At 68.0% G+C, this 13,682-nt stretch carries 14 protein-coding genes; 5 read left to right on the top strand and 9 right to left on the bottom strand.

What is annotated here, in order from left to right; genetic code table 11:
* Window positions 1-279 precede the first annotated feature (279 nt).
* Window positions 280-792, bottom strand: coding sequence for a 30S ribosomal protein S9 (rpsI, locus tag ACFXAZ_RS03935; RefSeq protein ID WP_382680388.1), 513 nt, complete (start codon window positions 790-792; stop codon window positions 280-282).
* Between the two features lie 41 nt (window positions 793-833).
* Window positions 834-1,277, bottom strand: a complete 444-nt coding sequence (gene rplM, locus ACFXAZ_RS03930; protein ID WP_382680387.1) for a 50S ribosomal protein L13 — start codon at window positions 1,275-1,277, stop codon at window positions 834-836.
* Between the two features lie 411 nt (window positions 1,278-1,688).
* Between rplM and ACFXAZ_RS03925 the strand changes: the two genes are divergently transcribed.
* From ACFXAZ_RS03925 to ACFXAZ_RS03905, 5 genes are all read left to right on the top strand, one after another.
* A complete protein-coding gene (locus ACFXAZ_RS03925; protein WP_384584630.1) occupies window positions 1,689-2,573 on the top strand; it encodes a hypothetical protein in 885 nt (294 codons plus the stop codon).
* Between the two features lie 704 nt (window positions 2,574-3,277).
* Window positions 3,278-4,729: a glycosyltransferase family 2 protein gene (locus tag ACFXAZ_RS03920; RefSeq protein WP_384584627.1), complete on the top strand. Its 1,452-nt coding sequence runs from the start codon at window positions 3,278-3,280 to the stop codon at window positions 4,727-4,729.
* A 31-nt stretch (window positions 4,730-4,760) separates the two neighbouring features.
* Complete coding sequence (locus ACFXAZ_RS03915) at window positions 4,761-5,993, top strand: glycoside hydrolase family 113 (RefSeq protein WP_384584624.1); 1,233 nt, start codon at window positions 4,761-4,763, stop codon at window positions 5,991-5,993.
* 11 nt (window positions 5,994-6,004) lie between these two features.
* Window positions 6,005-7,102 carry a sugar phosphate nucleotidyltransferase gene (locus ACFXAZ_RS03910; protein ID WP_384584622.1) on the top strand — a complete coding sequence of 366 codons (1,098 nt, stop codon included), beginning with the start codon at window positions 6,005-6,007 and terminating at the stop codon, window positions 7,100-7,102.
* Window positions 7,103-7,153: 51 nt separating this feature from the next.
* Window positions 7,154-9,181, top strand: coding sequence for an acyltransferase family protein (locus tag ACFXAZ_RS03905; RefSeq protein WP_384584619.1), 2,028 nt, complete (start codon window positions 7,154-7,156; stop codon window positions 9,179-9,181).
* A gap of 44 nt (window positions 9,182-9,225) precedes the next feature.
* On the opposite strand, the gene truA is transcribed toward ACFXAZ_RS03905, so the two are convergent.
* The 7 genes from truA to infA form a co-directional block, all read right to left on the bottom strand.
* A complete protein-coding gene (gene truA / locus ACFXAZ_RS03900; RefSeq protein ID WP_384584616.1) occupies window positions 9,226-10,071 on the bottom strand; it encodes a tRNA pseudouridine(38-40) synthase TruA in 846 nt (281 codons plus the stop codon).
* 126 nt (window positions 10,072-10,197) lie between these two features.
* A complete protein-coding gene (rplQ, locus tag ACFXAZ_RS03895) occupies window positions 10,198-10,722 on the bottom strand; it encodes a 50S ribosomal protein L17 (protein WP_384584613.1) in 525 nt (174 codons plus the stop codon).
* 181 nt (window positions 10,723-10,903) lie between these two features.
* The gene (locus tag ACFXAZ_RS03890) at window positions 10,904-11,926 is read right to left on the bottom strand and encodes a DNA-directed RNA polymerase subunit alpha (RefSeq protein WP_161182732.1); all 1,023 of its coding nucleotides are present in this window, start codon (window positions 11,924-11,926) and stop codon (window positions 10,904-10,906) included.
* Window positions 11,927-12,100: 174 nt separating this feature from the next.
* Window positions 12,101-12,505, bottom strand: coding sequence for a 30S ribosomal protein S11 (rpsK, locus tag ACFXAZ_RS03885; RefSeq protein ID WP_003956432.1), 405 nt, complete (start codon window positions 12,503-12,505; stop codon window positions 12,101-12,103).
* A gap of 65 nt (window positions 12,506-12,570) precedes the next feature.
* On the bottom strand, window positions 12,571-12,951 hold the full coding sequence (gene rpsM, locus ACFXAZ_RS03880) for a 30S ribosomal protein S13 (RefSeq protein ID WP_382680375.1): 381 nt from the start codon (window positions 12,949-12,951) through the stop codon (window positions 12,571-12,573).
* A 226-nt stretch (window positions 12,952-13,177) separates the two neighbouring features.
* Window positions 13,178-13,291: a 50S ribosomal protein L36 gene (gene rpmJ / locus ACFXAZ_RS03875; protein ID WP_003998809.1), complete on the bottom strand. Its 114-nt coding sequence runs from the start codon at window positions 13,289-13,291 to the stop codon at window positions 13,178-13,180.
* A gap of 66 nt (window positions 13,292-13,357) precedes the next feature.
* Window positions 13,358-13,579 (bottom strand): translation initiation factor IF-1, encoded by a 222-nt coding sequence (gene infA / locus ACFXAZ_RS03870; RefSeq protein ID WP_003948620.1) that lies wholly within the window; start codon window positions 13,577-13,579, stop codon window positions 13,358-13,360.
* Between the last annotated feature and the right edge of the window lie 103 nt (window positions 13,580-13,682).

The following is a 13,682-nucleotide window of genomic DNA, read 5'->3' as shown; positions in this document are numbered from 1 at the left end:
CCTCGGGCTACAGCAGAACCCTCAAGCCGTTCCTGAAGCCCCACCTGCAAGAAATCCTCGACAAGGCCTGACCCCACGAGGAGGGGGGGGCCCCCCCCCCCCCCGGGGCGCGCCCCCCCCGACACCCCCCCCCCCCCCCCCCCCCCCCCCCCCCCCCGCGGGGGGGCGCGGGGGGGGGTGTTGTGTGTCGAAAACGCCCTCACGGGCGTTGGGGGGGGTGTACCCAAACGAGCCGTACCACCGGCCGTACGGGCAGACCGTACGCGCAGGCAGCGAGACTTAGCGCTTGCTGTACTGCGGGGCCTTGCGGGCCTTCTTCAGACCGGCCTTCTTGCGCTCGACCGCACGGTCGTCGCGGCGGAGGAATCCGGCCTTCTTCAGGGCGCCGCGGTTGTTGTCGACATCGGCCTCGTTCAGGGCGCGGGCGACACCGAGACGCAGGGCGCCGGCCTGGCCGGAGACACCGCCACCGGCGATGCGGGCGACCACGTCGTAGCGGCCTTCCAGCTCCAGCACCTTGAACGGCTCGTTGACTTCCTGCTGGTGCACCTTGTTGGGGAAGTAGTCCTCAAGGGTGCGACCGTTGATCTTCCACTTGCCGGTGCCCGGGACGATCCGGACACGGGCGATGGCGTTCTTGCGGCGGCCCAGGCCCGCGGCGGGCTGGGGCTCACCGAAGGCGGAGGCGAGGGACTCGGAGGTGTACTCACCCTCCACCGGCACCTCGGACTCGGTGGTGTAGCTCTCGATGTCAAGCTCTTCGAGCGGCTGCTCGGCAGTGGTCTCGGCCACGATGCTCCTCAGATTCTCTTCGGTCTTAGGGGTGGCCGGAATTACTGCGCGACCTGGGTGATCTCGAACGGGACCGGCTGCTGGGCCGCGTGCGGGTGGACCTCGCCGCGGTAGACCTTCAGCTTGGAGAGCATCTGACGGCCCAGGGTGTTCTTGGGGAGCATGCCCTTGACAGCCTTCTCGATGGCTTTCTCGGGGTTCTTGTCCAGCAGCTCGTCGTAGCGGACGGAGCGCAGACCGCCCGGGTAGCCGGAGTGGCGGTACGCCAGCTTCTGGGTCCGCTTGTTGCCGGAGAGGTGCACCTTGTCGGCGTTGATGATGATGACGAAGTCACCGGTGTCGACATGCGGCGCGTAGATCGGCTTGTGCTTGCCCCGCAGAAGGGACGCTGTGGTGGAGGCGAGACGGCCCAGGACGACGTCCTGAGCGTCGATGACGTGCCACTGGCGCGTCACATCGCCGGGCTTGGGGCTGTACGTACGCACGGTTCGTAGCCTTCGCTTCGAGTGAATGGTCCTGAACAGGTCACCGAAACGATCACGACAGCCTGGACCGCACGGCGGCGACGCATACCGCGTAATGGGGTCGCTGGTCATCGGCCCGGTGGACCGGTGTAAGGGCCCGTCCCGTGAGAATGAGCAAGCCAATACACAACGAACAAGCAGAATACCCGGGCTCCTTTTGTCGGTCAAAACGAGTCCGAACCCGCCACCCGAAGCGCCACCTCCCTCCCATTCTGTCACCATTCCCCCACACAGTGCGACGACCACCTTCGGGCAGCGGACCGAACCAACCCAGATATCCCTATTTGCCGGTCGTAAGGGTGCGAACGCCGCGGTCCGCAGGGCCCGTTGAGCCGGAACAGCCGTTCTCCGTGCCCGTCTAAGATGCGCCTCATGAGCTATGGGCAGGGGGGACCCCAGTCCCAGTGGGATCCCTGGAAACCGCATTCGCAGCAGCCCTGGAACAGCGGCAACGACGACGGGACGCCGGACTGGGCTGCCCTCGCCGAGGCTTCCGAGGCCCGCAAGAAGCGGCGCCGGCTGCTGTTCATCGGCGGCGGGGCGCTCGCGACCATCGCCGTCGGCACGGCCGTCGCGGTGGCCGTGGTGTCCGCGAACGGTGACAGCGACGGCACGGACCAGCGCGGCTCCCAGCTCCCCTCCAGCGCGGACATCCCGAGCGGCTCCGGCCCGGCGCCTTCGTTCGAGCCGACCAGCGCGCCGCCGCCGCTGGACCCCAAGGATTTCATCTCCAGCGCGACCAAGGACAAGGCCCCGCTGAGCGCGGAGAGCCTGTTCCCGGGCACCCAGCTGACCATGGGCGAGACCGTCTACAAGAAGGGCCCCACGGCCGACACCGGCGACTGCGCCTCGGCCGCCCAGGGCACCCTCCCCAAGGTCCTGGACGACAACGGCTGCACCCGTCTGCTGCGGGTCTCCTACACCAAGGACGGCGTGGCGGTGACGGTCGGCGTGGCCGTCTTCGACACCGAGGCGCAGGCGACCGAGGCCAAGGGACAGGCCGACGACGAGAGCGTCGTCTCCGCCCTGTCCGGCGGCGGCATCGACGCCTTCTGCAACGCCGCGATCTGCCGCTCCACGACGAATTCCTACGGCCGCTACGCCTACTTCACGGTCTCCGGCTTCACCGACGGCAAGGACGTCACGACCAACGACACTGCGGTCTTCTCCACCGGCGACGACCTGGCCGAATTCACCTTCCGCCAGATCCGCCGCCGCGGCGAGGCCCAGGCCTCGGCGGCGGCAGCGGCCGACTGACCGGGCCTTTCCCACCCTGAGCACCGGCCGCCGTACTGGCACCGATGGCGGTAGGGGCCTGGCCGAAGGACGCCCCCGACGACGCCAAAGACCCCGCTCCCGTACCGACCGACCTGCGCGAACGTGACCCGAGGCGACCGTGGAGGCACGCAGGGTGTACGCGATGCCGGCCGGGCCGGGCCGCGGGCCGGGCCCGCTCCTCCTCTCATGCCCGGCCGCCCCGCGGCGAGAAGGACGACTTCCCGGGACGGCTCCTACGGCCGCGAGGTGAGGGACATCACGGGCCGGCCGCCCGGCCCCGCACAGTGACCGAAAGACCCCAGATGCCGTGGATCTTCCGGGGCCGGCCGCAGGCGCACAACACCGCCTCCATGCCTGGTGGAAGAACTCCCCGGAAGGCGGGAAACGGACCTACTACGTTCCCCGCGTGATCACGACACAAGCCCCCGTTTGCTCAAATTCCTTCCACATTTTGTCCACAGCCGTTTCATACTCCACTCATACGTGCGAGTATCTTGCTTCTGTTCGGTCTGTGGTTTGGGCGCCTGGGGGGGCATCTGAGCGGTGATGGGCCGAATGCGCCGAAGAAGGCGTTGAGGGGGGCAGGGAACCCACGCTTGATGCGCTGTGGCACACCGATGTGCCGTGGCCGAGATCTGTCGCTGCCTCAACGCACCAACGATCTCAGGGAGTTCCGCAGCGACATGGCAACGTCACTGGTCACCGGGGGAGCGCCGCTATCGCGGCAGAGCCAGAAACTGGCCAAACGCACGGCGTCCTGGAAGCCCGGCATCGTCCCGTTCCTGCTGCCCTTCATCCTTCTGACGTTCCTGGGTCTGTGGACCTACCGTCCGAGCACCTCGGCCATGAGCTGGGTCCTGACCGTCGTCTGGTCACTGCCCGTGGCAGGGGTGATGGTCGGCATCCAGGGCGCGCTGCTGATCCGCCGCCGGGTGCGCAAGAGCGACCTGATGACCGCGCCCGCCCCGGCCGACCAGGACTTCCTGATCGCGCTCTGCCCGACCATCGGCCGGCACGACACCTACCCGGCGCTGGAACGTTCCATCTTGTCCTACGTGGAACATCTCCCCGAGTACTTCCCGTACCTGCGGGTCGACATCCTCACCGAGGAGGGCTGCGAGGCCGCCGAGGCCATCGACCGGCTCGCCGACTCCCACCCGCTGATCCGGGTGATCACGGTGCCCAAGGACTACGTCCCCGCCAACGGCACCCGCTTCAAGGCCCGCGCCAACCACTACGCCCACGAGCTGCGGATCGAGGAGGGCGAGGCGCTGGACTACGTCTGGGTGCTGCACATGGACGACGACACCGGCGTCGGCCCCGACACCGCCGCCGCGCTGGCCCAGTTCATCAACCGGCAGCGCCGCGCCCACCCCGACAAGGCCAAGCACATGGCCCAGGGCATCCTGACCTACCCGCGCGAGAACGCGGTGAGCATGTTCACCTGGCTCGCCGACGCCGTCCGCCCCGCCGACGACATCGCCCGGTTCCGGGCGCTGACCGGCCTCGGCACCCCGGCCGCCGGGGTCCACGGCGAACTGCTCGTGCTGCGGGCCTCCATCGAGGCCGAGATCGGCTGGGACTTCGGGCCGAAGGAGATCGTCGAGGACGCCCGGCTCGCCCTGACCTTCTGCCGGAAGTACCCGGGCCGCAGCGACTGGTTCAACGGCCGCTGCTACGGCGCCTCCCCCGCCAACGCCAAGGACTTCATCAAGCAGCGCGAACGCTGGGCGTGGGGCCTGGTCGCCCTGTGCTTCAACCGGGCCGTGCCGCTGCGCTACCGCTGGTTCCTGTCGGTGTGCGTGACCACCTGGATCCTGGGCCCGCTCCAGCACATCGGTGCCGTGCTGCTCATCGGCTGGCTCCTCAACGACATGAACACCTCCCCCGTGACCCAGTCCGTGGTCATCCTGTGGGCACTCAACTTCGCCTATGTCATCTGGACCTACTGGGAGGGGCTGCGGCTGAACGCCCTCGCCTCCGTCAGCGGCCGGCGCAAGTGGTGGGAGCCGATCGTCGTGGTCGCGATGATCCCGGTCTTCTCGGTGCTGGAGGGCCTCGGCGGCCTGCGGGGCTTCATCAAGTTCGCCCGGCGCGAGGAGAACAAGTTCGTCGTGATCGCCAAGCCCGCCTGACCGCCCGGCCGACCCCCGGAAGACACCTGACATGCGCTCACGACTGCCCTTGCTCGCCCTTTTCCCGGCGACCGTGCTCACCGTGGTGGTGGGCACCCCCTTCGTGCTCGGCGACCACCCGGTGCGCTGGGAGTCCGGATCACGCCTCCCGGAGATCGTGCTCGACGACTCCGAGGAGCCCGCCCAGGCCCCGCGCGAGCCCGGTACGCCGTCCGGTCCCGCCACCGGAACCTCCCCCTCCACCGCCTCCGGCCTCCAGGTCGCCAAGCCCTGGAAGGAGGGCATGCCCCAGTGGGGTGTGCAGCTGTACTGGGAGGAGGAACAGGAGAAGCGTTCCGGCAGCTTCATCGAGGCCCAGGCCCGCAAGCACGCCACATATCTGATCGGGCTGGGCGCCAACTCGGTGTCCCTCTCGTTCCCCTTCTTCACCGAGGGCGTCACGTCCAACACCCTCGCCACCGGGGCCAAGACCCCCTCCCCCGGGCGGCTGGCCCAGGTGCTGAAGGTCTTCAAGGACGCCGGTTTCCGCACCACCCTGCGCCCGATCATGGACGAGGCGGCCCTGGACCCGCCGGACGGCTGGCGCGGCAACATCGAACCCGCCTCCCGCTCGGCCTGGTTCTCCTCGTACGGGACGCTGCTGGACCCCTATCTCAAGGCCGCCGAGCAGGCGAAGGCCGACACCTTCGTGATCGGCACCGAGCTGAACTCCATGGAGGGCGACCCCGGCTGGGAACCCCTGGTCACCGAGGCCGAGCAGACCTTCTCCGGCGAGGTCGCCTACGACGCCAACTGGGACAACTACGTCTCCGGCCGGATCAACATGCCGGTCAGCAGTCTCGGCGTCGACGCCTACTTCCCCATCGAGGTGCCCGACACCGCCTCCGTCGGCCAACTGGTCGAGGGCTGGAACGAGTGGCTGGACAAGAAGGCCACCGGCGAACTGCCGAACATCACCATCGCCGAGGCCGGCATCGGCGCCATGGACGGCGCCTACCACGCCCCCGGCGACTTCTACACCAAGCGGGCCCTCAACCCCGAGGTGCAGGCCACCTGGTACACCGCCGTCTGCCAGGTGGTCCAGGAGCGCCGGATGAAGGGCGTGTACTGGTGGTCGATCTGGTTCGACGACGACCCCAACACCCCGCCCGACGACGCGGTCGCCTCCCGGCTCGACTTCGCGGGACGCCCTCTCACCGAGAAGGCCGTCACCTCCTGCTTCACCTCCGACTACGCAGGCCCCGGCACCGACACCGCTAGCTGACCCGAGGAATCATGCAGGAAGCCATCATCCTGGTGGGCGGCAAGGGAACCCGCTTGCGCCCGCTCACCAACCACACCCCCAAACCGCTGCTGAACGTGGCGGGCTCGTCCTTCATCCGGCACCAGATCGCCAAGCTGATCGACGCCGGAGTCGAGCACGTGGTGTTCGCCACCTCCTATCTCGCCGGTCTCTTCGAGGAGGAGTTCCAGGACTTCTCCCAGGACCTTCGGATCTCGTACGCCGTGGAGAAGGTCCCCCTCGGCACCGGCGGCGCCATCCGCAACGCCGGACGCCTGCTGCGCGGCGCCCCCGACGAACCGGTGCTGATCCTCAACGGCGACATCCTCTCCGGCGTCGATCTGCGGGGCATCCTCGCCGCGCACCGCGGCCGGGACGCCGATGTCACCCTGCATCTGACCCGGGTCGCCGACCCGCGCGCCTTCGGTCTGGTGCCCACCGACGACGACGGCAGGGTGCTGTCCTTCCTGGAGAAGCCCAAGACCGCCGCCGAGTGCGTCACCGACCAGATCAACGCGGGCTGCTATGTCTTCCGCCGGTCGGTGCTGGACGCCATCCCCGGCGACCGCGAGGTCTCCGTCGAGCAGGAGACGTTCCCCCGGCTCGTCGCCGCCGGCGCCCTGGTGTACGGCCACACCACCGCCGACTACTGGCGCGACCTCGGCACCCCGCTCGCCTTCGTGCACGGCTCGGCCGACCTCGTCACCGGCCGGGCCCGCTCCCCGCTGGTGCCCCCGCCCGCCGAGGCCCTGATCCACCCGACGGCCCGGATCGACCCGAGCGCCCGTGTCCTGGGCGGCTCCTGCGTCGGCCCGCACGCCGTGATCGGCCCGGACGTGGTGATCGACCGCGCCATCATCGGCGCCCGGGTCACCGTCGAGTCCGGCGCCCGGGTCCATGAGTCCGTCGCGGACCACGACTCCGTCATCGGCGCCCGGTCCGTACTGCGCGAGGCCGTCGTCGGCTGCCACGCCGAGGTCGGTGCGGACAACGAACTCCCCGCCCAGCTCCGGCTCTCCTGCGGCATCCGCATCCCCGCCCAGGGCGTCCGGGTCAGCGGCACGGCCGTCGCCTGCCCGACGGTCCACTGAGGCCGCACCGCCCTCCCACGACTCGTCCGGTCAGTCAGTCACTGGAGAAACATGTCCCGCCACCGCACCACGGCCGTGGAGACCGAGCGTCTTCGCAAATACCGGCCCGACATCCAGGGCCTGCGTGCCGTCGCCATCCTGATGGTGGTCAGCATGCACTGCGGGCTGCTCGACATCCACGGCGGCGTGGACGTGAGCTTCGTGCTGAGCGGCTTCCTGATCGGCAGCCAGCTCTTCGCCGAGATCGACAAGACCGGCAAGGTCTCCCTCACCAAGTTCTGGGCCCGCCGCTTCCGCCGGCTGGCACCCCCGATGGCCGTCACCATCGTCGCCACCGCCATCCTCGCCTGGATCTTCGCCAGCCCCCTGAAATTCCGTGACTTCGTGGCGGACGGCCTGAGCGCCTCCCTGAGCTTCATGAACTGGCGCCTGGTCGAGAACGGCACCGACTACTTCGCCAACGACGGCTCCCAGACCCCGTACCAGCACTTCTGGTCGCTGAGCATCGAGGAGCAGTTCTATGTGGCCGCGCCGATCCTGCTGGTCGCCCTGGTCTGGCTGAGCCGCAAGATCCTGCGCAACCGCGCGCTGGTCGGCGTCTTCCTGCTGGCCGTGATCGGCGCCTCCTTCTACACGGGCTACACCCAGACCCCCATCGACCAGCCGCTCGCGTACTTCAGCACCCACACCCGGATCTGGGAGATCACCTCCGGCGTACTGCTCGCCCTCCTCGCGCCGTACGCCTCCCGGCTGAACCGCACCGTGGCCGGGCTGCTGACCTGGCTGGGCCTGGGCACCATCCTGGTCACCTCACTGCTCATCACCTCGGAGACCCCGCTCCCCGGCTACGCGGTGGCCGGCCCGGTCATCGGCACCCTCCTGATCATCGGCGGCGGCTGCGCCAACCCCGGATTCGGCGCCGAACGCGTCCTGCACAACCCCGTGTTCAACTTCATCGGCAATGTCAGCTACGGCTGGTACCTGTGGCACTGGCCGATCCTGGTGATGTGGCCGTACATCGTGGACCGGGAGTTCACCTTCCAGGAGCGGCTGCGGGTCGCCGTCCTGTCCTTCCTGCTCGCCATCGCCATGCACTACCTGGTCGAGCGCAGGTTCAAGAACAATGTGACGCTGGTGGCCCGCCCCTGGAAGGGCGTCCTCACCGGCGGTTTCACCACCGCGGGGACGGCCGGGGCGATGGTGCTGGCCGCGATCGTGCCCCTGAACCTGGCGACGTCCTCCGACTCGACCACCGAGGCCACCGGATACACCGGCACCGCGTCCGTCGAGAGCGCCGCCCACCAGCGGGAACTGTCCGACGCCGTGCAGAGCACCCTGCTGAAGGCAGCCGGCAACCACGCCACCAAGGGCTGTATCGACAACACCGAGGTCACCGAGTTCAAGATGCGCGAGGGCTGCGTCATCGGCAACCCGGACGCCGACAAGACGGTGGTCCTCATGGGCGACTCGCACGCCTGGCAGTGGAACGACCTGTTCCATGAACTCGGCGCCGAACTCGACGCCAAGGTGGTGACCATGACGAAGGGCGGCTGCTCGCCGCAGGTCTACCACATCATGAGCCCCAACCTGGGCCGCGCGTACACCGAGTGCGACAGCTGGCGCGAGTCGGCCTTCGCCGAGCTGAAGAAGCTCAAGCCCGACGTGCTGATCGTCACCAACCGGGCCCGTCAGGAGGCCACCCGGGAGGGCGCCGAGGCCGCGTTCAAGGTGTTCGAGGAGACCGGCGCCGACCTCGTCTACATGACGGACACCCCGCAGCCCGGCCAGAACATCCCCGACTGCCTGGCCACCAACATCGACGACATCTCCCCGTGCAACCGCGAGGAGTGGCAGGCCCTGGAGTACACCGACTTCCGCGCCATGGAGCGGGAGGTGGCCGAGCAGCACGGCGCCCGGATCATCGACACGACCCCCGCGTTCTGCGCGGCGGGCGTCTGCCCCTCGGTGATCGGCGACCACCTCGTCTACTACGACGACAGCCACATCACCTCGGGCTACAGCAGAACCCTCAAGCCGTTCCTGAAGCCCCACCTGCAAGAAATCCTCGACAAGGCCTGACCCCACGAGGAGGGCTCCGCACCAACCACGCGGAGCCCTCCCCCTCAATGCACCTGCCCCCGCACCCGCCGAGCCTCCCGCTGCCGCTCCCGCAACAACGAGTCGGCCGGATAGGCGACCTCCTCCAAAGTCAGCCCGTGCGGACGCACCACATGCACCGCACTGTCCCGCACCCCGGCGTCCAGCACCTTCCGGGGCCACTCCACCCCCCGGTGCCCGTCCCCCACGAACAGCAGCGCCCCCACCATGGACCGCACCTGGTTGTGGCAGAACGCATCGGCCCGCACCTCGATCTCGACGACCCCGTCCCCGCTCCGCCGCACCCCGAAGTCAAAGATCTCCCGCACGGTCGAGGCCCCCACCCGCTTCTTCGCATAAGCGGCGAAGTCATGCTCCCCCACCAGCGACTTGGCGGCAGCGTCCATGACGTCGGCATCCAACGCCCAGTCGTGCCACAGCACATGACTGCGCAGCAACGGATCGACACCCCCCGGCGCATCCCCCACCCGGTACACATACCGCCGCCACAGAGCGGCGAACCGAGCGTTGAACCCCTCGGCCGCCTCCGCCGCCCGCCACACCCGCACATCCTTGGGCAACCGCCCGGCAAGCCGCTTCAGCAGCTTCTCCCGCTGCTCCCCCCACACCTCCACAGGCAGATCCACATGAGCCACCTGCCCCCGCGCATGCACCCCCGCATCCGTCCGCCCGGCCACGGTCAGCTCATACGTCACCCCCCCGGCCCGCGTCACGGTCCGCAAGGCATCCTCGATCTCCCCCTGGACGGTCCGCTGCCCCCCCGCCTGCTTGGCCCACCCATGAAACCCACCCCCGTCGTACGACAGGTCGAGCCGCACCCGCACCCAGCCGGGCTGAACCTCGTCACTCACCCCAGATTCCTTTCAGCAACAAGAAGGCGGGCCCGCCCCGAAAGGAACGGACCCGCCAACGCCCTGCCCTTAGGGGCGCGGGGAACTGCGCGACCAGCCACAACGGACCGGCAGCCAAAGGACGGCTTACGCCTCCTTCGACTCCTCGGTCTCCGGCTTGGCGTCCTCGACGACCTCGTCGGACTGCGCCTCGACGGCGTCGTCCTTCACAAGGGCGTCCTTCTTGAGGACATCTTCCTTGGCGGCACGCACAGTCGCCGCCTCAGCCTCACCCGTGGCCTGCTGCGCGATGGTCAGCGCCTCGACCAGCTCGATGACAGCCATGGGCGCGTTGTCGCCACGACGGTTACCGATCTTGGTGATCCGGGTGTAACCACCCGGACGGTTCTCGTAGCGCGGGCCGATCTCGGTGAAGAGCGTGTGCACGATGCTCTTGTCCGTGATCACCTGGAGCACCTGACGGCGGTTGTGAAGGTCACCCTTCTTCGCCTTGGTGACCAGCCGCTCGGCGTACGGCCGCAGCCGGCGCGCCTTCGCCTCGGTGGTGGTGATACGACCGTGCTCGAACAGCGCCTTCGCGAGGTTCGCGAGGAGCAGCTTCTCGTGCGCGGCACTGCCGCCCATACGGGCACCCTTGGTGGGCTTCGGCATGATGATTCTCCTGTGTCTCTGCCCCGGCCGTATCAGGTACCAGGGTCAGTATCCGAGCAGACGGCCGTCTGTCGGAGATCCGGGAGCAGCCCCGAAGGGGTGCTCCCGGAAGGGGGCGCGAGGAACTGCGCGATCAAGCACAGCGCACCCGCACCCGCAGTACCGCGTCCTCGCGGAGCGATCAGTACTGCTCGGTCTCCACGAACCCGGCATCCGCATCGTCATCCGCGCCAAAGGCGTCGGCCGCGGCGGTCGGGTCGAACCCGGGAGGCGAGTCCTTGAGCGCGAGACCCATCCCGGCCAGCTTCGCCTTGACCTCGTCAATGGACTTCGCACCGAAGTTGCGGATGTCCAGCAGATCCGCCTCGGACCGAGCGACCAGCTCACCCACGGAGTGGATGCCCTCACGCTTGAGGCAGTTGTACGACCGAACGGTGAGCTCAAGCTCCTCGATCGGCAGCGCCAGATCCGCGGCGAGGGCGGCGTCCGTCGGCGACGGACCCATGTCGATGCCCTCGGCGTCGATGTTCAGCTCACGGGCGAGACCGAACAGCTCGACCAGCGTCTTACCGGCGGAGGCCATGGCGTCACGCGGACGCATCGCCTGCTTGGTCTCGACGTCGACGATCAGCTTGTCGAAGTCGGTGCGCTGCTCGACACGCGTGGCCTCGACCTTGTACGTGACCTTCAGCACCGGCGAGTAGATCGAGTCGACCGGGATCCGGCCGATCTCCTGGCCGACCTGCTTGTTCTGCACGGCGGAGACATAACCGCGGCCACGCTCGACCGTCAGCTCCATCTCCAGCTTGCCCTTGCCGTTGAGCGTGGCGAGGACGAGGTCGGGGTTGTGCACCTCGACACCGGCCGGGGGCGCGATGTCGGCGGCGGTGACCAGACCCGGACCCTGCTTGCGCAGGTACATCACCACGGGCTCGTCGTGCTCACTGCTCACGACCAGCTGCTTGATGTTGAGGATCATGTCGGTGACGTCTTCCTTGACGCCCGGCACGGTGGTGAACTCGTGCAGGACCCCGTCGACCCGGATGCTGGTGACAGCCGCACCGGGGATCGAGGACAGGAGCGTACGCCGCAGGGAGTTGCCGAGGGTGTAGCCGAAGCCCGGCTCCAGCGGCTCGATCACGAACCGGGAGCGGAATTCGTCGACGACCTCTTCGGTCAACGAGGGACGCTGAGCGATCAGCATGTTTCTGTTCCTTCAGTCAGGGGCGCCCGCTATTTGACGCCCTGATGTACTACAAGGGTACGGGCGATACGACCGAAAGAGCCGTACCGCCCGAAAACCTCAGCCGCGCCCGGAGATCAAACCCGGCGACGTGGAACACCTCCGCTCACGCGGAGAACGCCGCCGAACCGAAAGTCAGACCCGGCGACGCTTCGGCGGCCGGCACCCATTGTGCGGAGTCGGCGTGACGTCCTGGATGGAGCCGACCTCAAGACCGGTGGCCTGGAGGGAGCGGATCGCGGTCTCACGACCGGAACCCGGGCCCTTCACGAACACGTCGACCTTGCGCATGCCGTGCTCCTGAGCGCGGCGGGCAGCCGACTCGGCGGCCATCTGCGCGGCGAACGGCGTGGACTTCCGGGAGCCCTTGAAGCCGACGTGGCCGGCGGAGGCCCAGGAGATCACGTTGCCCGACGGGTCCGTGATGGAGACGATCGTGTTGTTGAACGTGCTCTTGATGTGCGCGTGGCCGTGAGCGACGTTCTTCTTTTCCTTGCGGCGCACCTTCTTGGCAGCGCCCTGACGACCCTTGGGGGGCATCTTTACTCCTACGGGAGGTGGTCGGTCCTACAGCGAAGACCGCTGGACGGCGAGTCCGCTGCGGACTACTTCTTGCCCGGCTTCTTCTTGCCGGCGATGGCGCGACGCGGGCCCTTGCGGGTGCGGGCGTTGGTGCTGGTGCGCTGACCGCGGACGGGCAGGCCCCGACGGTGACGGAGGCCCTGGTAGCAGCCGATCTCCACCTTGCGGCGGATGTCGGCCTGCACCTCACGACGGAGGTCACCCTCGGTCTTGATGTTGTTGTCGACGTACTCGCGGATCGCGACGAGCTGCTCCTCGGAGAGGTCGCGAACGCGGGTGTCGGGGTCGACGCCGGTCGCGGCCAGCGTCTCCTGGGAGAGGGTCCGGCCGATGCCGAACACGTAGGTGAGGGCGACCTCCACACGCTTTTCGCGCGGGATGTCAACACCGGAAACGCGTGCCATTCAATGGCTCCTGGTGATCTTCGGAGGTCTTCCGCAGCACCGATTTCCCACCCGCCGGCCTCTTCTCTCGCATCTCGCACGAGAGAGATTTGGTACGGGCTGGGTCCCCGGCCTCCGAACCGGGGGTATCAAGCCGCTCGCGGCGGCTCGGGCCCTGCGTATGAACATATTCAGCTCGCGTCGCGCGAAGTCTCTGCGAAGAGATACAGAGGGACGGGTACTGCGATCAGCCCTGGCGCTGCTTGTGGCGCGGGTTCTCGCAGATGACCATGACCCGGCCGTGACGGCGGATCACCCTGCACTTGTCGCAGATCTTCTTGACGCTCGGCTTGACCTTCATGGGATTGAGGTTCTCCGGGTCAGTTGCCGTCGGCCCCGCGAAAAGCTCGCAAGGCTTGGGCAAGATCTACTTGTACCGGTAGACGATCCGGCCACGGGTCAGGTCGTACGGAGACAACTCCACCACGACCCGGTCGTCAGGGAGGATGCGGATGTAGTGCATACGCATCTTGCCGCTGATGTGTGCCAGGACCTGGTGGCCGTTCTGGAGCTCGACCTTGAACATCGCGTTAGGCAGAGACTCGACGACAGTGCCCTCGATCTCGATGGCACCTTGCTTCTTGGCCACGCTTCGCCCTTCGGAATCGACTACCTTGATCGACTCCGGCGCTTTTCTCCCCTTTGATCATGGAGATCAGGTACTTTCCATGAGGGGCGCATGCGGACATGCG

The sequence above is a fragment of the Streptomyces sp. NPDC059477 genome, from assembly GCF_042749375.1.
Taxonomy (GTDB): domain Bacteria; phylum Actinomycetota; class Actinomycetes; order Streptomycetales; family Streptomycetaceae; genus Streptomyces.
The sequence above is the reverse complement of the archived record's forward strand: the minus strand, read 5'-3'. Positions and strand labels throughout refer to the sequence as shown.